This is a genomic window from Roseomonas aeriglobus (genome assembly GCA_016937575.1).
GTDB lineage: Bacteria > Pseudomonadota > Alphaproteobacteria > Sphingomonadales > Sphingomonadaceae > Sphingomonas > Sphingomonas aerigloba.
The window spans coordinates 361,070-383,407 of sequence record JAFHKN010000002.1; the positions used below are offsets into that span (position 1 = coordinate 361,070).

The 22,338-nt window shown below is 66.9% G+C and carries 20 protein-coding genes; 9 read left to right on the forward strand and 11 right to left on the reverse strand.

Annotated features, from left to right (window positions below; all coding sequences use genetic code 11):
* Positions 1-54: 54 nt before the first annotated feature.
* The gene (locus JW805_02100; GenBank protein ID MBN2970809.1) at positions 55-1,968 is read right to left on the reverse strand and encodes a M61 family metallopeptidase; all 1,914 of its coding nucleotides are present in this window, start codon (positions 1,966-1,968) and stop codon (positions 55-57) included.
* A 226-nt stretch (positions 1,969-2,194) separates the two neighbouring features.
* On the opposite strand from JW805_02100, the gene JW805_02105 reads away from it, so the two are divergent.
* Positions 2,195-3,499, forward strand: coding sequence for a hypothetical protein (locus tag JW805_02105; protein ID MBN2970810.1), 1,305 nt, complete (start codon positions 2,195-2,197; stop codon positions 3,497-3,499).
* 59 nt (positions 3,500-3,558) lie between these two features.
* Here the strand turns inward: JW805_02105 and JW805_02110 are convergent, their stop codons facing one another.
* The 3 genes from JW805_02110 to ppc form a co-directional block, all read right to left on the reverse strand.
* Positions 3,559-4,146: a DUF2490 domain-containing protein gene (locus tag JW805_02110; protein ID MBN2970811.1), complete on the reverse strand. Its 588-nt coding sequence runs from the start codon at positions 4,144-4,146 to the stop codon at positions 3,559-3,561.
* A 104-nt stretch (positions 4,147-4,250) separates the two neighbouring features.
* Positions 4,251-5,621: a glutamate--cysteine ligase gene (locus tag JW805_02115; GenBank protein MBN2970812.1), complete on the reverse strand. Its 1,371-nt coding sequence runs from the start codon at positions 5,619-5,621 to the stop codon at positions 4,251-4,253.
* A 324-nt stretch (positions 5,622-5,945) separates the two neighbouring features.
* A complete protein-coding gene (gene ppc / locus JW805_02120) occupies positions 5,946-8,621 on the reverse strand; it encodes a phosphoenolpyruvate carboxylase (GenBank protein MBN2970813.1) in 2,676 nt (891 codons plus the stop codon).
* A gap of 105 nt (positions 8,622-8,726) precedes the next feature.
* Here ppc and JW805_02125 point away from each other — a divergent pair, with 105 nt between their 5' ends.
* Positions 8,727-9,224 (forward strand): hypothetical protein, encoded by a 498-nt coding sequence (locus JW805_02125; GenBank protein ID MBN2970814.1) that lies wholly within the window; start codon positions 8,727-8,729, stop codon positions 9,222-9,224.
* 147 nt (positions 9,225-9,371) lie between these two features.
* Here the strand turns inward: JW805_02125 and murA are convergent, their stop codons facing one another.
* Positions 9,372-10,655, reverse strand: a complete 1,284-nt coding sequence (gene murA / locus JW805_02130) for a UDP-N-acetylglucosamine 1-carboxyvinyltransferase (protein MBN2970815.1) — start codon at positions 10,653-10,655, stop codon at positions 9,372-9,374.
* Positions 10,656-10,791: 136 nt separating this feature from the next.
* On the opposite strand from murA, the gene JW805_02135 reads away from it, so the two are divergent.
* Positions 10,792-11,526: a Crp/Fnr family transcriptional regulator gene (locus JW805_02135; protein MBN2970816.1), complete on the forward strand. Its 735-nt coding sequence runs from the start codon at positions 10,792-10,794 to the stop codon at positions 11,524-11,526.
* A 152-nt stretch (positions 11,527-11,678) separates the two neighbouring features.
* Here the strand turns inward: JW805_02135 and metH are convergent, their stop codons facing one another.
* The 4 genes from metH to JW805_02155 all read right to left on the reverse strand — a co-directional run bounded on the left by metH (position 11,679) and on the right by JW805_02155 (position 17,563).
* Positions 11,679-14,333, reverse strand: a complete 2,655-nt coding sequence (gene metH, locus JW805_02140) for a methionine synthase (protein ID MBN2970817.1) — start codon at positions 14,331-14,333, stop codon at positions 11,679-11,681.
* A gap of 143 nt (positions 14,334-14,476) precedes the next feature.
* Positions 14,477-15,523, reverse strand: coding sequence for a homocysteine S-methyltransferase family protein (locus JW805_02145; protein MBN2970818.1), 1,047 nt, complete (start codon positions 15,521-15,523; stop codon positions 14,477-14,479).
* Between the two features lie 148 nt (positions 15,524-15,671).
* Positions 15,672-16,592 (reverse strand): methylenetetrahydrofolate reductase [NAD(P)H], encoded by a 921-nt coding sequence (metF, locus tag JW805_02150; protein MBN2970819.1) that lies wholly within the window; start codon positions 16,590-16,592, stop codon positions 15,672-15,674.
* A gap of 17 nt (positions 16,593-16,609) precedes the next feature.
* Positions 16,610-17,563 carry a metalloregulator ArsR/SmtB family transcription factor gene (locus tag JW805_02155; protein MBN2970820.1) on the reverse strand — a complete coding sequence of 318 codons (954 nt, stop codon included), beginning with the start codon at positions 17,561-17,563 and terminating at the stop codon, positions 16,610-16,612.
* 116 nt (positions 17,564-17,679) lie between these two features.
* Here JW805_02155 and JW805_02160 point away from each other — a divergent pair, with 116 nt between their 5' ends.
* The 4 genes from JW805_02160 to JW805_02175 all read left to right on the forward strand — a co-directional run bounded on the left by JW805_02160 (position 17,680) and on the right by JW805_02175 (position 20,215).
* On the forward strand, positions 17,680-18,021 hold the full coding sequence (locus JW805_02160) for a hypothetical protein (GenBank protein MBN2970821.1): 342 nt from the start codon (positions 17,680-17,682) through the stop codon (positions 18,019-18,021).
* A 2-nt stretch (positions 18,022-18,023) separates the two neighbouring features.
* On the forward strand, positions 18,024-18,212 hold the full coding sequence (locus tag JW805_02165) for a hypothetical protein (GenBank protein MBN2970822.1): 189 nt from the start codon (positions 18,024-18,026) through the stop codon (positions 18,210-18,212).
* Complete coding sequence (locus tag JW805_02170) at positions 18,209-19,156, forward strand: aldo/keto reductase (protein MBN2970823.1); 948 nt, start codon at positions 18,209-18,211, stop codon at positions 19,154-19,156. Before JW805_02165 ends, JW805_02170 begins: the two co-directional genes overlap by 4 nt.
* 246 nt (positions 19,157-19,402) lie before the next feature.
* Complete coding sequence (locus JW805_02175; protein MBN2970824.1) at positions 19,403-20,215, forward strand: energy transducer TonB; 813 nt, start codon at positions 19,403-19,405, stop codon at positions 20,213-20,215.
* A 127-nt stretch (positions 20,216-20,342) separates the two neighbouring features.
* On the opposite strand, the gene JW805_02180 is transcribed toward JW805_02175, so the two are convergent.
* Complete coding sequence (locus JW805_02180) at positions 20,343-20,537, reverse strand: 16S rRNA (uracil(1498)-N(3))-methyltransferase (GenBank protein ID MBN2970825.1); 195 nt, start codon at positions 20,535-20,537, stop codon at positions 20,343-20,345.
* A 190-nt stretch (positions 20,538-20,727) separates the two neighbouring features.
* Here JW805_02180 and JW805_02185 point away from each other — a divergent pair, with 190 nt between their 5' ends.
* Positions 20,728-21,045 (forward strand): hypothetical protein, encoded by a 318-nt coding sequence (locus JW805_02185; protein ID MBN2970826.1) that lies wholly within the window; start codon positions 20,728-20,730, stop codon positions 21,043-21,045.
* Here JW805_02185 and JW805_02190 read toward each other — a convergent pair.
* Positions 21,025-21,789 (reverse strand): 16S rRNA (uracil(1498)-N(3))-methyltransferase, encoded by a 765-nt coding sequence (locus JW805_02190; protein ID MBN2970827.1) that lies wholly within the window; start codon positions 21,787-21,789, stop codon positions 21,025-21,027. The genes JW805_02185 and JW805_02190 overlap by 21 nt on opposite strands.
* 73 nt (positions 21,790-21,862) lie before the next feature.
* Between JW805_02190 and JW805_02195 the strand changes: the two genes are divergently transcribed.
* Positions 21,863-22,336, forward strand: a complete 474-nt coding sequence (locus JW805_02195) for a hypothetical protein (GenBank protein ID MBN2970828.1) — start codon at positions 21,863-21,865, stop codon at positions 22,334-22,336.
* Positions 22,337-22,338 lie beyond the last annotated feature (2 nt).

Here is a 22,338-nt window from a genome sequence, read left to right on the forward strand (position 1 = left end):
AGAGAGGGAAGGGGCCCGCCGCCGTCAGGCGGTGGGAAGGGTGAGGGCGACGAATTATCGTGCCGCGATCAGGCGATCCAGGCCGGTTTCGCCCGTGCCCACCTTTTCGAGGCGCGGGTAGCGCAGCCCCTCGTGATAGTCGAGTGCGACTTCGCGGAACTTGCCGTCGTTCCTGACCAGCAGCTTGATCGGGTCCTTCGACGACTTGGCCGCGGTCACCGCCGCCTTCAGCTTCTCGGCCGAATAGGCATCGCCGTTCACCGCGACGATCGTGGTCGATACGTCCATGCCCGCATTGAACGCCGGTGAATCCCAGATCACCGATCGAACCGCGCCGTCGCTGGCCACCGTCATGCCCAGCGAAAAGGCGAAACTGGCCGACTTCGACGACTTCTCGCCCGACTTGGCGACCGCGTTCGGCGTGTCGGTATAGACGAGGCGGTACCCGTTCCGCGTGATACCCGCGGTCGTCGTCGCCGGGTTCACCTGATAGACGCGTTCCTTCAGGAAGGTCGCCCAGTCATAGGGCGTCACGTCGTTCAGCGTCCGGGCGACGTCGTCGAACGTATAGGTGAGCGTGCCCCAATCGCCGTCACGCATGCCGAAGAAGGCGCGGGCGAAATCGTCCATCGATTTGGCGCCGCCGGTCCGTTCGCGGATGATCGCATCCGCCTCCAGCCAGACGAGCGCGCCGCCGACGTAATAATCCTCGTTGCGCTGCCAGTTCAGCCAGCCCTTGGGCCGGCGCGACGAAATGATCGGATCATGGGTGGTGTCGACCAGCGGGCGCCACTGGCGGCCCTTGGTCAGATCCTGACCCGCGGCCCAGATGGCGAGGTTGTCGAGCACTTCGTCCTTGCTGAGCATGCCCGAGCGGCCGCCAAGGATCAGGCCCCAGAACTGCGTCTGGCCTTCGTAGACCCACAGCAGATTGTCGCGCATCGGCGTCTTGAAATCGGGCGTCCACAGGTCGGCGCCGCGGCGGAACTTGCCGTTCCAGCTATGGGTGAATTCGTGCGGCAACAGGTCGCGGTCGCCGACGGCATCCGCCCACGACTTGAAATAGCCCGGATCGACGCCGTTCTCCGAGGAGCGGTGATGCTCCAGGCCGATCCCGCCCATTTCATCGGTGATCGCCAGCAGAAACTCGTACTTGTCGTAATGCTGGGCGCCGAACAGCTTCACGGCCTGGTCGACCAGCGCCTTGTGCTTGTCGATCTGGTCGGGCTTGGCTTCGAGCTCGTCGGGTGAATCGGCAACGACGTTCAGCCCGACGCGCGGGCTCAGCTCCCAGCGCTTGAAATAGCGCCCGGCGAACACCGGCGAGTCGATCAGCGTCTCATAGTCGGTCTGCTGATAGGCATAGGTCGAGCCCGTCGCGCGGCTCGGCAGGCCCGAGGCGGCGGTCCAGCCGGCGGGGTACTTGACGGTCGCCTGGATCGGAATGCGGCGGGTGTAATAGCCGGCCGGGTACAGGCTGACCTGTTCGAACTGCAGGTTCAGCATATTGGGCGCGATCGAGATACGCCCCTGGTTGCCCGCGGTCGCGCCGAGGAACTGGAATTCGAGGTCGACCGCCTTCGCGCCCGAGGGCACATCGACGTGAAAGGCGTAGACGTCGACCGGATCGCGCGTCCACGGCAGCGTCTTGCCGTTCGCGGTGATCTTCAGCCCCGCCAGCTTCTCGATTTCGCCGCGGGCAGCATGTTTGCCGGGCAGCCAGGCGGGCATGAGCAACGTCAGCGGACCCGCCTGCGCGACGGGCACGCGCTGCTTCACGCGGTAGATGCCCTGGCCGATGTTGGTCGCATCGACATTGAGGTCGATGACGCCCGGATAGGCAATGTCGCGCGCTTCGGGGATGCGGGTCGTGAACGGCGCGGTCGCCGCCGGCTGGCTGTTGCGGACCTGCGCCGTGGCGGCAGTCGTGCTGAGGAAAAGCGCGGCGAGAGCGATCGTGCGGTTCATGGCAACCCTTTGGGAAGAGGGGAGGATGGCGGATGCGTAAGGGGGCGGGGGCAGGAGGTAAAGGGGCTGTTGCACAGGGGGTAGCCCTCTCCCCTTCAGGGGAGAGGGTTGGGAGAGGGGCAGGTGTCTCACCGAGACCTTCGCGTGCGGCTATGCCCCTCTCCCTGACCCTCTCCCCTGAAGGGGAGAGGGAGGCTGTTAACCAATACCCGCTACTCCGACGCCCATGTATCACGACCCCGCCCTCGCCAAGGCGATCGCCGACCCGCGCCCGGCGTCGGCGGTTTCGTCGGGCGTCGGGTTCGCCGGCCTAGCGGGGTTGCTCGGCTGGATCGCGTTGGCCGTGCACTACGGCATGGACGGACCGTTCGCCGCACTGACCGCGCTCGGCGCGTGTGCGGTGCCGATGATCGTCTGGTCGCTCGTCGTCGACAAGGTTCACCGCCGCGCTTCGACCGGGATCGGCTGGGCCAACCCCCGCCCGCTCAAGGACATGCTCGCCATCAGCCTGACCAAGCTCGCCGGGCTGTGGGCAACCTGGGCGATGATCGCGGCGGTCTATGCGACGTTCCGTTTCTACGGCGACGGGACGTTCGGGTTCGCCATTGCCTGCCTGACCTATGCCGCGCCGGTGCTGGTCGCCCTGTCGGTGCCGTGGGTGCTCTGGATGGATCGCTACCTGATCGACCCGCGCGACGGGGCGTGGGCGCTCGGCGCGTGGCTGCTCGACCTGAAGGACGCCGCCCCCGACCGCGAAATAATCTATGCGCATCTGCGGGCTTGGGGCGTGAAGGGGTTTTTCCTCGCCTTCATGCTCGGCGTCGTGCCGGGCGGGTTCGTCGAGTTCGTGCGCGCCGACCCGGCGGCCCTCGCGCGCGATCCGGTGGCGCTGGCCAAGTGGCTGATCACGCTGATGTTCGTCGTCGACGTGATGTTCGCGACCGTGGGCTATATGCTGACGTTCCGGGTGCTCGATGCGCATATCCGCAGCGCGCAACCATATGTGCAAGGCTGGGCGGCGGCGCTGATCTGCTATCCGCCGTTCATCCTGATGAGCGCGGGTGGGCCGCTCGATTACCATCCGGGCACCGCGGATTGGGTCTATTGGCTGCAGGGCCATCCGCTGCTGCTGGCGGCGATGGGCGCGGTGCTGGTCGCGCTGACCGCTGTCTACGCTTGGGCGACGATCGCGTTTGGCTTGCGCTTCTCCAACCTGACGCACCGCGGCATCCTGACCCATGGGCCTTATGCCTTCAGCCGGCATCCGGCGTATCTGTCCAAGAACATCTTCTGGTGGCTGTCGACGCTGCCGTTCCTGGTCACCACCGGTTCGCTTGGCGACGGCGTGCGCAATACGGCGATCATGGCCGTCGTCAGTGGCGTTTACTGGTGGCGCGCAAAGACCGAGGAGCGGCATCTGGGCGAAGACACGGCGTACGTTGCGTACAGCGACTGGATGATGCGGCGCGGGCTGGTGCCGCGAATGCTTGCCAAGCTCACCGGCCGTGATCCCGCGCAGGCGGGAGCCTAGAGCCGCACGGGCTAACCTCCGCAACGCTGGGCTCCCGCCTGCGCGGGAGCATGTCGGGTTCAGTCGTCCACCTTCGGTGCCGAATGCGCCTTCATGCTCAGTGTCATCTGCACCGTCAGTGCATGTTCCATCGTCGCGGGGGATGTGCCGCGGGCGAGGCGGTATTGGTTGAGGTAGCCGATGTCGGCGCTCACGCCCTTGGCGATCGGCAGCGCAAGACCGATGATGTTGCGCATCCGCTCATAGCCCTTGCGCTGTCCCCACACCGTCGAATTGGGCATGTAGAAGCTTTCGTGGCTGTAGAACACGGCCAGGCCCTTCGCGCGCCCGACAGGCAGATTGTAGCGCAGCAGCGGGCGGATGCGGATGCCGACGCCCGGCCGATCGTCGCGGAATCGTTCGTCGACGCGGAACCGTCCCGTGAAGCGGCCGAAGTTGACGACCACGTGCTGGCGAATGCGATCCTCGTCGGTGTCGCGCTGGCGGTTATGCCCGCCGACGCGGCGATAGCCGAAGCCGAGCTCGACATGATCGTCCAGCCGGTAGCCGAGCAACGTCCCGACCTCGGTCTGGTAAAGCCCGCCCTGCCGGTCGCTGATGCGCATGATCTGTTCGACGGTCAGGCGCACCTTCTTGCTGATCGGCACGACGCCGTTCAGCTGCCACCACGCCTGCGCGTCGTCGACCTGCTGCGCGCGCGCCGGAAAGGCGGCGGCGAGCAGGGGCGTGGCAATCAGGGCTCGCGCGCGGATCAGTAGCTATACTCGTCGTACACGCGGGCGACGTCACCGTTCCAATCCCCGTGGTAGCGATCGAGCAAGAGCTGCGCGGGCACCTTCCCCGACCGGACGATTTCGCGGAGCGGATCGAGGAAGCCCGCCTCGCTGTCGCCCGCGCCGTTCAACCGCGCGCGGGCCGACAGGCCGGCGGTGGCGATGTCGAGCACTTCGCCCGCGATGTCCTTCAGCGTGCCGCCACGGATCGGCGCGTCGAGCGCGAGCTTGGGCACCGACGACCGCAGCGTCTCGCGTTCCTCCATCGACCAGTCCCTGACCAGGTCCCACGCGGCATCGAGTGCGGCGTCGTCATACAGCAGCCCGACCCAGAGCGCCGGCAGCGCGCAGATGCGATCCCACGGGCCCCCGTCGGCACCGCGCATCTCGAGGAAGGTCTTCAGCCGCACTTCGGGGAAAGCGGTCGACAGATGGTCGTTCCAGTCGTCCATCGTCGGGCGCTCGCCGGGCAGGACCGACAGCTTGCCATCGAGGAAGTCGCGGAAGCTGAGGCCCGCGGCGTCGATATACGTCCCGTCGCGGTAGACGAAGTACATCGGCACATCGAGCGCGTATTCGGCGTAGCGTTCGTAGCCGAAGCCGTCCTCGAACACGAACGGCAGCATGCCGGTGCGGTGCGGGTCGGTGTCCGACCAGATATGGCTGCGGAAGCTGAGGAACCCGTTCGGCTTGCCTTCGGTGAAGGGCGAATTGGCGAACAACGCGGTGCCGAGCGGCTGGAGCGCCAGGCTGACGCGGAACTTCTTCGCCATGTCGGCTTCGGACGCATAATCCAGGTTCGTCTGGATCGTGCAGGTCCGCAGCATCATGTCGAGACCGAGCGAGCCCACGCGCGGCATGTGATTCAGCATGATGCCATAGCGGCCCTTGGGCATCCGCGGCAGGGCGTCGCGCGTCTTGTCGGGCCACATGCCGAGACCCAGGAAACCGATGCCGAGCTTCTCGCCGACCGCCTTCACCTGTTTCAGGTGGCGGCCGGTTTCGGCGCAGGTCTGGTGGAGGTTGTCGAGCGGCGCGCCCGACAGCTCGAACTGGCCCGCGGGCTCCAGGCTGACCGAGCCGTCCTCGCCGGTGAGGGCAATGACCTTGCCGCCCTCGTACACCGGTTTCCAGCCGAATTGTTCGAGCTCGGCGAGCAGGTCGCGGATGCCGCCGGGTTCGTCGTAGGACGGCGCGCGGTGGTCGTCGATCTTATAGACGAACTTCTCGTGCTCGGTCCCGATCCGCCACCGCTCCTTCGGCTTTTCGCCGCGGGCGAAGCTGGCATAGAGTTGTTCGACCGACTCGATGGTCGGTGCGTTGCTGTCCGAAACCGTCTTGGTCGTCATGCCGCGCCCTTACGCGCGGGCGTGGGGGAGCGCTAGTCCCGCTGCACTGCACCCGCTCGTCATCCCCGCGCCCACTATCGTCATCCCCGCGCCCACCATCGTCATCCCCGCGAAGGCGGGGATCAATAGTCGCTGAAGGACGTGAAGCTCACTGAGTTCAGCCAGACTATATCCCCGCCTTCGCGGGGATGCGAATGGGTGGGCGGGGCTGCTCCCCCCTGTAAGGGAAGGGCCGGGGGGTGGGTGCCTCTCCACGGGCGGCGCCGCCTGGGGCGGTCGACCCACCCCCAACCCCCTCCCTGTCCAGGGAGGGGGCTCGGACGGTCAGCCGCTATTCCGCAGCGCCGTCGCGATCGCGTTGATCGACAGCAGGATGCCTTCGCCGATCCGCGGATCGCTTTCGCCCGCACGGTGACGCTTCAACAATTCGATCTGCAACAGGTTGAGCGGCTCAATGTACGGCAGCCGCAACCGGATCGACGTCTCGAGATTCGGGTGCTTTTCGAGCAACCGCGTCTGCCGCGTCACGCCCAGCAGGCCGTCGTGCGTCGTCTGCCAAGCTGATCTGATCCGGGGGAACACGTCGTCGGCCAGTGCGCGGTCCTCGACCAGCGCGGCGTAGCGCGCTGCAATCCCCATGTCGGACTTTGCCAGCACCTGTTCGAGGTTGCCGAGCGTCGACTGGAACAGCGGCCAGCTCGCCGCCATTTCCCGCAGCAGTCCCTTGTCGCCGAACGCTTCGAGCGCCTGGCCGACGCCGTACCAGCCCGGCAGCATCACCCGCGCCTGCGCCCAGCTGAAGACCCAGGGGATCGCGCGCAGATCCTCGATCGCGTCCGATTTCTTGCGGCTGGCGGGGCGCGATCCGATCTTGAGGCCCGAAATTTCCGCGATCGGCGTCGCCTGGCGGAAATAGGTGCGGAAGCCCTCGGTACCGTAGACGAGATCGCGATAGGCCTTGAACGCGGTGTCGCTGAGTTCGTCCATCGCCGCTTCGAACCGCGCCTTGTCGGCGGGGGGCAGTTCGGCGGGAGCGAGGCTGGCGAGAAGCGTCGCGGAGGCCATCGCCTCCAGATTCGTCATCGCACTGGCGCGCGTGCCATATTTGGCGGCGATGATCTCGCCCTGTTCGGTGACGCGGATGTGGCCTTGGACGGTGCCGGCGGGCTGCGCCTGGATCGCTTGGAACGATGACCCGCCACCCCGCCCGACCGCGCCGCCGCGGCCGTGGAACAATTGCATGCGGATGCCCGCCTCCTCGAACACCGGGGCCAGCGCCGACGAGCCCTTAGACAGCTGCCAGGTCGAGGTCAGATAGCCGCCGTCCTTATTCGAATCGGAATAGCCGATCATGACTTCCTGCACGCCGCGTTCCGCAGCGATCGCCGCGACTTCGGGCAGCGCCAGCCACGCGCGCATGATCCCCGGCGCGCGTTCGAGATCGGCGACCGTCTCGAACAGCGGCACCGCCATGATGTGCGCCTGTGGCTGCTCGCCGGGGACGTACAGTCCCGCCTCCTTCAGCAGCAGATGGATTTCGAGCAGGTCGGACACCGACTGGCCCATCGACACGATATACTGGCGGATGCAGGCGCGACCATATTTCGCCTGCGCTTCGGCCGCCGCGTGGACGATCGCGAGTTCGGACGCCGTCTCGTCGGAATAGGTCGCATAGGGGCTGGTCAGCGGGCGTGGGCTAGCGAGCTCGGCGCGCAGCAAGGCGACGCGGGCGTCCTCGTCCAGACTTGCATAATCGTCGCATACGCCGCCCGCCTTCAGCAGTTCGGCGACGACGCGTTCATGGACGGCGCTGTTCTGGCGGAGGTCGAGCGTGGCGAGGTGGAAGCCGAACGTCTCGACGGCGCGGATCAGGCGCCCGAGCTTGCCGCCCGACGAGAGCGGGCCATGGTCCGTCCCCGACAGCCCATGCGCAATGGCGGCGAGGTCGGCGCGGAAGGCGGCCGGATCGGCATAGGGCTCGCCTTTGAGCGCGCCGGGTCGCGGCGCAGGCTTGCCGGTGAGCGCGAGATGCGTCGCGGCGAGGCGGGCGTAGATGCCCGACAGCGCGCGGCGATAGGGTTCGTCTTCGCGGCTCTTCGCCTCGTCGCCGCTCTGGATCGCCAGCGCCAGCACACCCTCGGCGACATCGCTATGCTCGGTCGAGATCGACAGTTCAGCGCCCAGCGCATGGACCTTGTCCAGATAATGGCCGAGCACCGCCTCCGCTGCGCGACCCAGGGCAAGGCGCAGCGAATCGGCGGTGACGAACGGGTTGCCGTCGCGGTCGCCGCCGATCCAGGTGCCCGGGCGCAGGAACGAGGGCACCCGCTCGCCCAGCGCCCGGTCCCAGCGCGCATAGAGTGCGGGGAGGGCGGGCAGGAAGACGTCGCGCAGGTAGCTGAGCGCGGTTTCCACCTCGTCGGCGACGTACAGCCGCTCGCGACGCAGGACGCGGGTCTGCCACAGCAGCGCGATCTGGCGCAGGATCGCGTCGTCGATACGGTCGCCGTCGGCCGTCTCGTCCAGCCCGCGGTCCTTCAGCGCCATCAGCTCGGCGATGGTGTTGCGATGGTCGATCATCGACTTGCGGCGGACTTCGGTCGGGTGCGCGGTCAGCACCGGCGCGATCAGCGCATCCGCCAATAGCGCGAGGATGGCGACACGATCGACGCCTTCCTTTGCGAGCCGGTCCAGCGCGTGGGCGACGTCGGCACCCTGTTCGGCTGCGACGCCCTGCCGGTCCTCGGCCAGATTGGCGAGCATCGAGAACAGCATGAAGCCGCGGGTGAAATCGAGCGTCTCATCGAGGCTCAGCCGCTCCAGCCCCGGGTCGATCGCGTCGGCGCCGGCCACGCCGCGCGCGCGATCGACGCTGGTCGCGCGAATATATTCGATGCGCTTGAACAGTGCCTCGCCACCATAGGCGCGGATCACGTCGCCCAAAAGTTTGCCGAGGAAGCGGACATCCGCATTATTCGCGATGGGGGGAAGGCTGGCCATCTTCCTTTGTTGCGCCGCAGCGGACACCGGGGTCAACCACGAAACGTTGACGCGGGTCCAAGCGTTGCTTACGTGTGTTGGATAGGTAATACAGGAGTGTGATCGATGCGGACCTTGCTGATCCTTGGCAGCGCGCTGCTGCTGGTTGGCTGCGGATCGAACGACGGCGCGAACGGCGACGAAGGCACCCAGATCTCGATCAAGGGCGGCGACGGCAATGGTTTCTCCGCGAACCTGGGCAAGGACGGCAAAGTCGCGGTCGACCTGCCGGGCTTCAAGGCGAACATCGACCTGCCCAAGGTGCAGCTGGATGCCGGCGACTTCACGTTGAATGGGGTGAAGCTGCCCGAGGGATCGAAGATCACGAACATGGACGTGTCGGGGAACAACGGAAACGGCGGGGTGAAGGTCAATTTCACGAGTCCCGTCGGCACGGCCGCGGTTCGCGACTGGTTCCAGGGACGCCTCGCCAGCGAAGGCTTCTCGCTGAAGGCGAATGGCAACGACCTGTCGGGCACGACCGAGGACGGGAAGGCGTTCCGCCTGACGACGAAGGACGTCGGCGGCGGCAAAAGCGAGAGCGTGATTACGGTGGGGGGGTGAGCTGATTCCTCCCCCAGCTTGTCTGGGGGAGGGGGACCGCGCCCGCAGGGCGTGGTGGAGGGGCATTCCCCTCGCTACCGATCGATTGGCATGCCCCTCCACCGGCTTCGCCGGTCCCCCTCCCCATTCTGGGGAGGATTTTAGTGCTTACCCATCCCCCAACCGCTCGATATCCGCGCCCACCGCGCTCAGTTTCTCCTCCAACCGCTCATAGCCGCGGTCGAGGTGGTAGACACGGCTGACCGACGTCTCGCCTTCCGCCGCGAGCCCCGCGATGATCAGGCTCATCGACGCGCGCAGGTCGGTCGCCATCACCGGCGCACCCGCCAGACGGTCGACGCCGCGGACCACCGCCGACCGGCCCGAAACCGAGATATCCGCCCCCATCCGCGCCAGTTCGGGCACATGCATGTAGCGGTTCTCGAAGATCGTCTCGGTCAGCATCGACGCGCCGTCGGCCTTGGTCAGCATCGCCATGAACTGCGCCTGCATGTCGGTCGCGAAGCCCGGGAAGGGGGCGGTCGACAGCGTCAGCGGGCGCAGCGTGCCCGGCGCGGTGATGCCGATCGCGCCCTTCTTCAGCTCGATGACGACGCCCGCATCGGCCAGCGCACTCAGCGTCGCGGCCATGTCGTTCGCATCCGCCCCGACCAGCTCGACCTGGCCGCCGGTAATGGCCGCGGCGCAGGCATAGCTGCCCGCCTCGATCCGGTCGGGCATCACGGCATAGGTCGCGCCGTGCAGCCGGTCGCGGCCCTCGATCGTCAGCGTCTCGGTCCCGATTCCGTCGATCGACGCGCCCATCGCGACCAGCAGGCGGCAGAGATCGACGATCTCGGGCTCGCGCGCGGCGTTCTCCAGCACGCTGGTGCCGCGCGCGGTCGCGGCGGCCATCAGCGCGTTCTCGGTCGCGCCGACCGACACCACGGGGAAGCGGAAGCGGCCGCCGGCCAGCCGTCCGCCGGGCGCGCGCGCGGTGACGTAGCCCGCCGACATCTCCAGCTCCGCCCCCAATGCCTCCAGTGCCTTCAGGTGCAGGTCGATCGGGCGATTGCCGATCGCGCAGCCGCCGGGCAGCGACACGCGCGCCTCGCCCTTGCGCGCCAGGATGGGGCCGAGCACCAGGATCGATGCGCGCATCTTGCGCACGATATCGTACGGCGCCTCCGACGAGGTCAGCTGGCCGGCGCGGATCGTCATCACCCGACCGAAATCCTCCGGTCGCGTCCCCTCGATCGCGGTCGAGGCGCCAAGTTGGTTGAGGAGGTGGCCGAAGCCGTCGACGTCGGCCAGCCGCGGCAGGTTCCGCAGCGTCAGCGGCTCGTCGGTCAGCAGCGCGCAGGGCATCAGGGTGAGCGCCGAATTCTTGGCGCCCGAAATGAGGATGCGGCCCTTCAGGGGGTTGCCGCCGCGAATGACGATACGATCCATGCTCGCGCTTCTATCGCACCGAAGTCCTCTGGCAAGCGTCGTGCGCGCCCGCCCGCCCGACGCTTGATCGACTTTAATGCGCTGAAGTCCCGGCGCTGCTTTGCAAGGTGACCAGGGGTAAAGGGGGCTTTTTCACGTGCCTGCGAGTTGTTTCGCCGAAGTATTGGCTGCGCAGGTTCGGCTGACGCCAGCGGAAATCGTCGCTCTGGGGCGGCTGGAGGAACGACCGCGCGAGCTGCGTCGCGGCGCGGTCCTGCAACGCGAAAACGAGCGCGGGACCGACCTGTACATCGTCCGTCGCGGCATGTTGATGAGCTATGTCCTGCTCGACGACGGCAGCCGGCAGATCCTGCGGTTTCATTTCCGCGGCGACATGATCGGCGTGCCGGGCATGATCTATGCGACGTCGCCGGAAACGATCGCGGCGCTGACGGACGCGGAGGTCTGCACCTTCGACCGCGCCGCGCTCAGCCGCCTGTTCGAGGAGCACCCCCGCATCGCCGCGCTGATCCTGGCGCTCAACCAGGTCGAGCGGGTCGCACTGACCGACCGGCTGGCGGCGCTGGGGCGGACGTCGGCGAAGGCGCGGGTGGCGGCGCTGGTGCTCGACATACGTAATCGGCTCCGCGCGGGCGATCCGGCCGTCGTCGACAGCTATCCGCTGGGACTGACGCAGGAAGAGATCGGCGATGCGACCGGCCTGACCGCGGTGCACGTCAATCGCATGCTGCGCCAGCTGGAAGAAGACGGGCTGATCGCCCGCGAGGGCGGTCGCATGACCATCCGCGACGAACGCGCGCTGGCACGGTCGGCGAATTACGTCGACCGCTATGCGGGGCTCGACCTGGGGTGGTTACCGCCGGCGCGGTGATACGATTTTAATCATCCCCCTAGCTTGTCTGGGGGAGGGGGACTGGCGAAGCCGGTGGAGGGGCATTCCAGCCCTACCGGGCGCATCGCAGGCCCCTCCACCAGCCTGACGGCTGGTCCCCCTCCCCGAGACAAGCTCGGGGGGGAATTGGCTCAGTCCAGATTCGGCCGTAGCAGTCGCGTCGCCTGCGCCACGTCGATCCCCTTGCGCGCGGCATAGTCGGCCAGCTGGTCCTCGCCGATTCGCGCGACGCCGAAATAGGCCGCCTCAGGGTGCCCGAAGTAGAAGCCGCTGACCGCCGCGGTCGGCAGCATCGCGAAGCTCTCGGTCAGGCTGGCGCCCGTTGCGTGATGCGCATCGAGCATGTCGAACAGCGTCACCTTCAGGCTGTGCTCGGGGCACGCCGGATAGCCCGGCGCCGGGCGGATGCCGCGATATTGCTCGCGGATCAGCGCCTCGTTGGTCAGTTGCTCCCCGGCCGCATAGCCCCACAGGTCGGTGCGGACATGAAGGTGCAGCCGTTCGGCGAAAGCTTCGGCCAGGCGGTCGGCCAGGGCTTTGAGCAAAATGTCCGAATAATCGTCGATCGCCGCCTTAAACCGCGCCAGGTGCGGCTCGATGCCGTGGATGCTGACCGCGAAGCCGCCGATCCAGTCGCCCTTTTCGTCGATGAAATCCGCCAGGCACATGTTCGGCCGACCCTCGCGCTTGGCGATCTGCTGGCGCAGGAAGGGCAGGCGGACGATGTCGGTGCCCTCGACCAGGTTCAGCATGTCGAAGCCGCGCAGTTCGTCGGCGTTGAAGTCGCCCTTCAGGTCGACGACGACGTCGTCCTCATAGCGCGCGCAGGGCCACAGCCCCGCAACGCCGCGCGCGGTCAGCCACTTCTCGGCAATGATCCTGTCGAGCATCGCCTGCGCGTCGGCATAGAGCGACTTGGCGCTCTCCCCGACGATCTCGTCTTCGAGGATCGCGGGGAAGGTGCCGGCGAGTTCCCAGGCGCGGAAGAACGGCGTCCAGTCGATATAGTCGCGCAGGTCGCTGAGGTCCCAGTCGCGGAAGACGTGGATGCCGGGCTTCACGGGGGCGGCGGGCTTCTGGCTGAAATCGGCCTTGAAGCCGTTGGCGCGCGCCTTTGCGAGCGGCAGCAGGTCGTTCTGTCCCTTGCCCTCGCGCGCGGCGCGGACGGCGGCGTAGTCGGCGTCGGTCTTCGCCACGAATTCGTCGCGGATCGTGTCGCTGACGAGGGTGGTCGCGACACCGACTGCGCGGCTAGCGTCGAGGACATGGACGACCGGGCCCTTGTACGCGGGCGCGATGCGCAGCGCGGTGTGGACCTTCGACGTCGTCGCACCACCGATCAGCAGCGGCATCGTCATGTCGGCGCGCTGCATTTCCTCGGCCACCGTTACCATCTCGTCCAGCGACGGCGTGATGAGCCCCGAGAGCCCGATCATGTCGGCGTCGTTCTCGTTCGCCGCCTCCAGGATCTTCGACCAGGGCACCATGACCCCCAGGTCGACGACTTCGAAGCCGTTGCACTGGAGCACGACGCCGACGATGTTCTTGCCGATGTCGTGGACGTCGCCCTTGACGGTGGCCATGATGACCTTGCCCTTGCCCTTGGCGCCGGGCTCCTTCGCCGCCTCGATGAAGGGCAGCAGGTGGGCGACCGCCTTCTTCATCACGCGCGCCGACTTCACGACCTGCGGCAGGAACATCTTGCCCGACCCGAACAGGTCGCCGACGACGTTCATGCCGTCCATCAGCGGGCCTTCGATCACTTCGATCGGGCGGTTCATCGCCTGCCGCATCTCTTCGGTATCCTCGACGACATGGGCGTCGATGCCCTTGACCAGCGCATATTCGAGCCGCTTGCGCACATCGAAGCTGCGCCACTCGGCGGCCTGCTTTTCGGCAACCGCATCGGTCCCGCGGAAGCGTTCGGCCAGCGCCACCAGCCGCTCGCCGGCGTCCGGGTCACGGTTGAGGATCACGTCCTCGCACGCGGTGCGTAAGGTCGGGTCGATCTGGTCGTAGATGTCGAGCTGGCCGGCGTTGACGATCGCCATGTCCATGCCCGCAGGGATGGCGTGGTACAGGAACACGCTGTGCATCGCGCGGCGCACGGGTTCGTTGCCGCGGAAGCTGAACGACAGGTTCGACAGACCGCCCGAGATATGGACGTGCGGGCAGCGCGCCTTGATCTCCCGCGTCGCCTCGATGAAGTCGACGCCGTAGTTGTTGTGTTCCTCGATGCCCGTCGCGACCGCGAAAACATTGGGGTCGAAGATGATGTCTTCGGGCGGGAAGCCGATGCCCATCAGCAGATTATAGGCGCGCTCGCAGATCTCGACCTTGCGCTCCTTGGTGTCGGCCTGGCCGACCTCGTCGAACGCCATCACGACGACCGCGGCGCCATAGTTCATGCATTTGCGGGCATGGTCCAGGAACTGGTCGACGCCTTCCTTCATGCTGATCGAATTGACGATCGGCTTGCCCGACACGCATTTGAGGCCGGCTTCGATCACGTCCCACTTCGATGAATCGATCATCACCGGCACTCGCGCGATGTCGGGTTCGGCGGCGATCAGCTTCAGGAAGGTCGTCATCGCGACGTGGGCGTCGAGCAGCCCCTCGTCCATGTTGACGTCGATCACCTGCGCGCCGTTCTCGACCTGCTGGCGCGCGACCTCGACGGCCTTGGTGTAGTCGCCGGCCATGATGAGCTTCTTGAACGCGGCCGAGCCGGTGACGTTCGTGCGCTCGCCGACGTTGACGAAGTTGGTGGAGGATTGGGTCGTCATCTTCGTTCTGCTCTTCGATCCTTCCCTGAAAGGGGAGGTGTCATCGCGTCAGCGATGACGGAGGGGTGTAACGCTATCGAGAGGGGGACACCCCTCCGTCTGGCCTTCGGCCAGCCACCTCCCCTTCCAGGGGAGGATAATATTCACGCCGCCATCGTGAACGGCTCGAGGCCCGCCAGCCGCGTCCGCACCTCCGGTACCGGCATCGCCCGCGGCGGCAGCCCCCGCACCGCATCCGCGATCGCCTCGATATGCGCCGGGGTCGACCCGCAGCAGCCGCCCAGGATGTTGACCTGCCCGCCGTCGGCCCATTCCTTGACCAGCCCCGCGGTCGTCTGCGGCGCTTCGTCATAGGCGCCGAGTTCGTTCGGCAGGCCGGCGTTGGGATAGACCATGATGAGCGTATCGGCCATTGCCGACAGCGTCTTCACATGCGGGCGCAGCTGCTCCGCGCCGAACGAGCAGTTGAGCCCGATCGTCAGCGGCTTGGCATGGCGCACCGCGTGCCAGAACGCCTCGACCGTGTGGCCGCTGAGGTTGCGGCCCGACAGGTCGGTCAGCGTCATCGACAGCATGATCGGCACGTCGCGGCCCAGCGCCTGGCCCGCCTCCAGCACCGCCATGATCCCGGCCTTGGCGTTCAGCGTGTCGAACACGGTTTCGATCAGGATGAAGTCGGCGCCGCCCTCGATCAGCGCGTCGACCTGCTCGCGATAGACGTCCTTCAGATAGTCGAAGTCGATCTCGCGATAGCCCGGGTCGTTGACGTCGGGGCTCAGCGACAGCGTCTTGTTGGTCGGCCCGATCGCGCCCGCCACGAAGCGCGGGCGGCCATCCTTCGCGGCGAATTCGTCGGCGATGGATCGGGCGAGCCTCGCGCTCTCGACGTTGATCTCGCGCACCAGATGCTCGGCGCCATAGTCGGCCTGGCTGATACGGTTGGCGCTGAACGTGTTCGTCTCGGCGATGTCGGCGCCTGCCTCGAAATAGGCGCGGTGGATCGCGCCCGGTACCTCGGGCTTGGTCAGCGCCAGAATGTCGTTGTTGCCCTTCTGGTCGTGGCCGAGCGCGAGGGTGCCGGCGTAATCGGCTTCGGAGAGTTTCCAGTTCTGGATTTCGGTGCCGAACGCACCGTCGATGACGAGGATACGCTGTGCGGCCTGTTCGAGCAGTTGCTGGCGGGGAGTCATGTCGTCTCTCTCGATCCTCCCCGGCACGGGGAGGGGGACCGCTCGCAGAGCGGTGGAGGGGGCTCTCCACAAAGTCTGTCGCTGGTGGAGAGCCCCCTCCACCAGCCTTCGGCTGGTCCCCCTCCCCGCGAGCGGGGAGGAGCCTGTGTCACGCCGCCTCGGCCCGCGCCACCGCCTGCGGCCGAAGCCCCAGCAGGTGACAGATCGCGTAGCTCAGCTCCGCCCGGTTGAGCGTGTAGAAATGGAACGCGCGCTCACCGCCCGCGTAGAGTTTGCGGCACAGCTCGGCGGCGACCGTGGCGGCGACCAGCTGGCGCGCGGCGGGGTGGTCGTCCAGCCCCTCGAACAGCCGCCCCATCCAGGCGGGCACGTCGGTGCCGCACATCGCCGACATCTTCTGAACCGCAGCGAAGCTCATGACCGGCATGATGCCGGGCACGATCTCCGCCGAGATGCCCGCGGCCGCGGCGGCATCGCGGAAACGAAAGAAGGTTTCGGGTTCGAAGAAGAATTGCGTGATCGCTCGCGTCGCGCCGGCATCGATCTTGCGCTTCAGATTGTCGATATCGGAAGCGGCATCGGCCGAATCCGGGTGGCATTCGGGGTAGGCGGCGACCGAAATCTCGAACGGGTGCAGCTTGCGCAGGCCCGCGACCAGCGCGGCCGCATTGGCATAGCCACCCTCGGGCGACTGGAACTTCGCGCCCGGCGTCGGCGGGTCGCCGCGCAACGCGACGATGTGCCGGACGCCTGCGTTCCAATAGGCGTTCGCGACCGCATCGATCTCGTCGCATGTCGCCTCGACGCAGGTCAGGTGCGCGGCGACCGGGATGGTCGTCTCGCGCGCGATACGGGCGACGGTGGTGTGGGTACGCTCGCGCGTCGTGCCGCCGGCACCATAGGTGACCGAGACGAACCGGGGGCCGAGGGGACTGAGCGTCTCGATCGACTCCCACAGGGTCGCATCCATCTTCTCGGTCTTGGGCGGAAAGAATTCGAAACTGACGGCGGCGTCGCCCGCCACGTCGGCGAACAGCGGCGCATCGAGTGCACGACGCGCTTCCTCCATCGCTCCCAGACTTGCCTTCACGCGGCCTTCACTCCTGTAGTCGCGGGCGCGACCTTGCGCGCCAGCCAAAGTTTGACGGTCAGTTCGCCGCCCAGCAGCGTCTCGATCCGCACCGGCGACAGGCCGGCTGCGGTGAACCAGCCGAGCATCTGTTCGTCGGAAAAGCCCAGGCGCACATGCGCGTCGCGGGTGCGCAGATCCTCGCGGTCGTGCGCGTCGAAATCGGCGATCAGCAGCCGGCCACCGCCGTCGAGCACGCGCGCGGCCTCCGCAATCGCCGCGCCCGGCGCTTCGGCGAAGTGCAGGACATGGTGCAGGATGGCCAGATCGCTGTCGCCGTCATCGAGCGGCAACGCATAGAGATCGGCCTGGCGCAGCTCGGCGTTCCCCTGCTCGGCCAGCTTGCCGCGGGCGAGCCGCAGCATTTCCGACGAACGGTCGATTCCCAGCGCCCGGCTGGCGCGCGGGGCGAACAATTCGAGCATGCGGCCCGTGCCCGTCCCGATATCGACGATCCGGCCGAGCGGGGCGGGGCCAAGCACGGCGTCGATCGCCGCCTCCACCTGTTCCTCGGCGATATGGAGCGAGCGGATCGCGTCCCATTCCCCGGCATGCTCCTCGAACCAGGTTGCCGCAGCGGCGGCGCGGTCGGCGCGGACGGCGGCCAGCCGCGCGCTGTCGGCGATCGCCCAGTGATCGGTCTCGTTCGCATTCCAGGCGTCGAGCGCCGCGAGAACCGGCGACACGCGGGCCGGCTCGCCCAGCGCGACGAACACCCAGCTGCCCTCCTTGCGCCGCTGCGTCAGCCCGGCATCGCCCAGGATCTTCACATGCCGGCTGACGCGCGGCTGGCTTTGCCCCAGCACCTGCGCCAGTTCGCCGACCGACAGCTCCATCGTGCGCACCAGCGACAGGATGCGCAGACGGGTCGCGTCGGCAAGCGCGCGGAAGATGTCGAGGGCAGCGGTCATCGCGCCGCATCATATAAAGAAATCTTTATATGCGGTCAATCGATCGCAGCGACGCACCCTTTTCGTTTCGCCTGCGTTGCGTAACGTCAGTTCAAACAGAAAGGGATGTCCTTGAGATGAAAAAGATCGTGCTTCCGCTGGTGCTCGCCGCCGGTCTGGGCTTGGGCGCATGCAGCGACCAGACGCAGCAGTCGATGGCCAACGACGTCGATAACGCGACCGCCGACGCCAATGCGACGATGCGCGAAGCGGGCGACGACGTCGAAGCCGCGACCGACGATGCGATGCGTTCGGCAGAGAATGGCGCCGATCGCGCCGGCGCCGCACTCGATCGCACCGGCGACCGGATCGCGAACGGTGCCGATCGTGCCGCCGACGCCACGGGCCGTGCGCTCGACGACGCGGCCGATGCGACCGGCAACGCCATGGTTCGCGCGGGCAACGCCATCCGCGACTAATGATGCGACGCCTGCGCCTCGTTCTCGCTCTGCCAGCCGTTCTGACGATGGTCGGCTGCGGTTCGGATCAGGTCGCCGACCCCGGCGGTCTGACGGCGAGCGAGGCGCAGGAGTTGAACGAGGCCGCGGCGATGCTCGACGCCAACGCGATCGACCTGAATCACGTGATCGAGCCGGGAAACCGCCAATGACTCCGCGCAAGCTTGGGAGCACCGAGCTGGAGATCGCCCCGCTGGTGCTGGGCGGCAATGTGTTCGGCTGGACGGCGGACGAGACGACCAGCTTTGCCGTGCTCGACGCGTTTGTCGATGCGGGCGGCACGATGATCGACACCGCCGACGTCTACTCGGCGTGGGTGCCGGGGCATCAGGGCGGCGAATCGGAAAGCGTGATCGGCCGCTGGCTGAAGCAATCGGGCAAGCGCGACCAGGTGCAGATCGCGACCAAGGTCGGGATGCTGCCGGGCGAGGGCGGAGAGAAGCTGGCACCGTCACACATCGCTGCGGCGGTCGAGGCATCGCTCGCGCGGCTTCAGACCGACCACATCGATCTCTATTATGCGCATCAGGATGATGAGTCCGTGCCCCAGGCCGATGTGCTGGAAGCCTTTGGCAAGCTGGTCGACGCCGGCAAGGTCCGCGTCGTGGGTGCCTCCAATTTCCACGCCGCGCGGTTGAAATCGGCCAACGACATCGCGCGTGACCACGGCCTACCGCATTATCACGTGCTGCAGCCCGAATATAATCTCGTCAGCCGGACCACGTTCGAGGGCGAGCTGGAGAATTACTGCATTACCCAGAACATCGCGGTGCTGCCCTATTACGGGCTCGCTTCGGGCTTCCTGACCGGTAAATACCGATCGGAGGCGGACCTGGGGAAGAGCGTCCGCGGCGGGCGGATGGGCGAGCTGCTGAACGGCAAGGGCGCCGACGTCCTCGCCGCGATGGACGCGGTCGCTGACGAAACGGGTGCGAGCCTCGCCCAGATCGCACTGGCGTGGCTGATGGCGCAGGAGGGCGTGACTGCGCCGATCGCGAGTGCGACGAGCGTCGAGCAGTTGCGTGAATTGACCGGTGCGTGGGACGTGGCGTTGTCGAAGGATCAGCTTGATCGTCTGACGGCGGCTGGGGCTTAGGTTCTAGAAGAAGTGATTTTTGTGCGCCCCTGCGGGGCGCAAGGCGCGAAGACGCGAAGATGTCTGGCCTGACGCGCGCGATCGGAAGACATCTCAAACGCGGCGTGAGAGAGCTGCTCCGCAGCCAAAAGTCTAAGCTCTTAGCGCCTTCGCGCTTTGCGCCCCGCAGGGGCGCCCGAACAATCTTTCTTTTTCCTGTCTTCCCCCGCCAGCCGGTATTCAGCCTCGTGCGTTTAACCCACCGCAATGGCCCGCTATGCCCCTCCGACGAAGGACCGCATCCCCGCCGCACTGGCGGCAGTGGCGATTCCGGGTGCGTTGCTCTGGGCGCTGATCAGCGGGCTCGGCGTGCGGTTCGACCCGGAGGCGAGCAATCCGCTCGACCTGTTCACGGTGCTGCCCGAAAAGCCGCCCCAGCCGACCCCGCCCAAGCCGAAGACGGTCGAACCAAAGCGCGCGCCCGACCTGCGTAAGGAAGCCGCCGCGTCGCCGCCCAATCTGCGCAGCCGCGCGACCGACATCGTCGCGCCCAAGGTCGAACTGCCAGTGCCTGTCCCCCCACCGCCCGTCGTCGTCGCGCCGGCGCCCTCGGTCGGCGTGCAGGCCTCGACCGGCTCCGCCCAGGTCGTCGGCCCGGGCACGGGTTCGGGTGGCGTGGGTGACGGTCTGGGCAGCGGCGACGGTGGGGACGGCGACGGCGGCGGGGGCGGCGGGCGCGAGGAGACGCCGCCGCGCTTCCGCAGCGGGCGGATCAGCGACGCCGACTTCCCTGATGCCTTGCGCGAAACGACCCGCGGCGGATCGGTCGGCGTGCGCTACACCGTCCGCACCGATGGCCGCGTGACGAATTGCCGAATCACACGGTCGAGCGGCGAGCGTCTGCTCGACCAGACCACCTGCCGGCTGATCGAACAACGCTTCCGCTATCGCCCTTCGCTCGACGGCTATGGCCGCCCGGTCCAGGCGGATATCGTCGAGAACCATGAGTGGATCAACGAGATGACCGAGGAGGACTTCCGCGAACCCCCGAGGGTCGAACGGCGCCGGCGGTGGTTTTGACCGACCGCCCAACCTTCGTCATTCCCGCGAAGGCGGGAATCAATTCTGGCTGACCTTGGTGAGTCTCACGACGACCAGCGACTATTGATCCCCGCCTTCGCGGGGATGACGACGGGTAGCAAGGGGCTTACTTCGCCCAATCCCCCGCCGCCGCCATCCATCCGGCGACCGCCGCCGCCGCCGCGGTATCCGCCCGCAAAATCCGCGGCCCCAGCGACACCCCGATCGCCCCCGGCACCGCGCGCACCGCGTCGCGCTCTTCGACGGTAAACCCGCCCTCCGGTCCGATCAGCACCGCCGCCGGCCCAGGCCGCGCGCGCATCGCCTCGAACGCCGGCTCACCGCCCGTCTCGTTCGCGAAATACAAGGTTCGCCCCGCGTCCAGCCGCGCAGCACCGCCGGCCGCCTAAGAAATTCTCGCTTTAGTTATTCATTGTCAGATATACAAGATAAGGTTAATTTATGCTACAACTTTTCTGAAGATTCTGAAACTCCTTAGGAGCTTAGGCCTTATGAGATTCCGGGATTTATTCAAATCGCAGATTGAAGATCCAAAATTTAAAAGGGCGGAAATTTCGGGCGCGGGTGAAGACTGTTTGATTGAAATATGGGATCCCGTCCAAACTGACGATGGTTGGGGGTGTCGATGCAGTTTTCGGGTGGGAGAAAAGCAAAAAGTGATGGTCATGCCCGGATCGGATGCGCTTTCTGCGCTGTTGCATGCGGTGCACTCAATATCAGACATTTCTGAACAAGAAATCGGTACAAAAAATCTTAAGAATATGAAAAAATTTCGGCTTCCGAAAATATTATTCGACCAACTTCCGTGACCCCCAATCCCCCGCCGCCGCCATCCACACGCTGACCGCCGCCGCCGCCGCGGTATCCGCGCGCAGGATTCTCGGCCCCAGCGACACGCCGACCGCCGCCGGCAGCGCCCGGATCGCGTCGCGCTCTTCGCTGGTGAAACCGCCCTCCGGCCCGATCAGCACGGCCGCCGGCCCGGGCCGCGCGCGCATGGCGTCGAACGCCGGTTCGCCCCCGGTTTCGTCGGCGAAATAGAGCGTCCGTCCCGCGTCCCAGTCGCGCAGCACCGCGGGCAGCTTCGCAAGCTCGGCCAGGTCGGGCACCGCGGTGCGCCCACACTGCTCGGCCGCCTCGATCATGTGCGCGCGCAGGCGGTCGAAGTTGACCCGGTCGACGACCGTCCGCCGCGTCTCCGCCAGCACCAGCCGCGCGACGCCCAGTTCGCACGCCTTTTCCGCCAGCCAGTCGATCCGCCCTTTCTTGAGCGGCGCGGCGACCAGCCACAGGTCAGGCACCACTTCGGGTTCGCGCAGCCGCTCACGCACGACGAGCGTCAGGTCGCGCTTGCCGACCGCGTCCGCGACCGCCAGCCACTCCCCGCTGACCCCGTCGAACAGCTTCACCGGATCGCCGACCTTCGTCCGCATCACGGTGCCCAGATAATGCGCCTGCCCCCCCTCGATTCGCAGCGTCGTTCCTTCGGACAGCGGCGTCTCGACGAACAGGCGCGGGGTCGATTGCGGTGGCCAGGCGGGGGTGGCGATCATGACCGTCAGATGCCGTGCACGGACGCTCAAGTCGAGGGCTGGCATCGCGCGGACGGCATGATAGCATGACGACATGCTGACGATCCTCGCTCTCGCCGCCGCTTCGGCCGTGCAGGCCGCCCCATCGGACCGCCCGACCTGGGCGACGCTGAGATATAGCGAAGCCCTGCGGAGGGGCGAGTTTGTCTACGGTTTCGGCAACTCATCGGAGCGGACACCGCAAGCGGCATGGGTTCGCCGCACACGCATCGTGGACGGCGTGCAGACAGTCGATTGGGCGGACGGGAAACGCTGTCCCGGCGTCGGGCGCGTGGTGCAGGCGCTTGCGGACCTTCCGCCGGTGAAACCGCGACTGCCGTTTGGCGAGAGCGACGGCGAGATCATAACCGATGGGATCGGCGTTACGCTTGATGTCGAATCCAGCTATGGGTCTTTCTATGGCACCCGACTGACGATCATCACGAACGTCGGCACGCCGCTCGCCGACTTTGCCGCCACGCTGCGCCGGGAACTCGAACCCTGCTGGAGCACAACCCCGCCCGCCTGACG

Excerpts from the sequence above, each read along its gene's own strand:
- JW805_02100 (MBN2970809.1), bottom strand. The coding sequence starts at position 1,968 with ATGAACCGCACGATCGCTCTCGCCGCGCTTTTCCTCAGCACGACTGCC.
- JW805_02105 (MBN2970810.1), top strand. The coding sequence starts at position 2,195 with ATGTATCACGACCCCGCCCTCGCCAAGGCGATCGCCGACCCGCGCCCG.
- JW805_02115 (MBN2970812.1), bottom strand. The coding sequence starts at position 5,621 with ATGACGACCAAGACGGTTTCGGACAGCAACGCACCGACCATCGAGTCG.
- ppc (MBN2970813.1), bottom strand. The coding sequence starts at position 8,621 with ATGGCCAGCCTTCCCCCCATCGCGAATAATGCGGATGTCCGCTTCCTC.
- JW805_02125 (MBN2970814.1), top strand. The coding sequence starts at position 8,727 with ATGCGGACCTTGCTGATCCTTGGCAGCGCGCTGCTGCTGGTTGGCTGC.
- murA (MBN2970815.1), bottom strand. The coding sequence starts at position 10,655 with ATGGATCGTATCGTCATTCGCGGCGGCAACCCCCTGAAGGGCCGCATC.
- metH (MBN2970817.1), bottom strand. The coding sequence starts at position 14,333 with ATGACGACCCAATCCTCCACCAACTTCGTCAACGTCGGCGAGCGCACG.
- JW805_02145 (MBN2970818.1), bottom strand. The coding sequence starts at position 15,523 with ATGACTCCCCGCCAGCAACTGCTCGAACAGGCCGCACAGCGTATCCTC.
- metF (MBN2970819.1), bottom strand. The coding sequence starts at position 16,592 with ATGGAGGAAGCGCGTCGTGCACTCGATGCGCCGCTGTTCGCCGACGTG.
- JW805_02155 (MBN2970820.1), bottom strand. The coding sequence starts at position 17,563 with ATGACCGCTGCCCTCGACATCTTCCGCGCGCTTGCCGACGCGACCCGT.
- JW805_02160 (MBN2970821.1), top strand. The coding sequence starts at position 17,680 with ATGAAAAAGATCGTGCTTCCGCTGGTGCTCGCCGCCGGTCTGGGCTTG.
- JW805_02165 (MBN2970822.1), top strand. The coding sequence starts at position 18,024 with ATGCGACGCCTGCGCCTCGTTCTCGCTCTGCCAGCCGTTCTGACGATG.
- JW805_02170 (MBN2970823.1), top strand. The coding sequence starts at position 18,209 with ATGACTCCGCGCAAGCTTGGGAGCACCGAGCTGGAGATCGCCCCGCTG.
- JW805_02175 (MBN2970824.1), top strand. The coding sequence starts at position 19,403 with ATGGCCCGCTATGCCCCTCCGACGAAGGACCGCATCCCCGCCGCACTG.
- JW805_02180 (MBN2970825.1), bottom strand. The coding sequence starts at position 20,537 with ATGCGCGCGCGGCCTGGGCCGGCGGCGGTGCTGATCGGACCGGAGGGC.
- JW805_02185 (MBN2970826.1), top strand. The coding sequence starts at position 20,728 with ATGAGATTCCGGGATTTATTCAAATCGCAGATTGAAGATCCAAAATTT.
- JW805_02190 (MBN2970827.1), bottom strand. The coding sequence starts at position 21,789 with ATGATCGCCACCCCCGCCTGGCCACCGCAATCGACCCCGCGCCTGTTC.
- JW805_02195 (MBN2970828.1), top strand. The coding sequence starts at position 21,863 with ATGCTGACGATCCTCGCTCTCGCCGCCGCTTCGGCCGTGCAGGCCGCC.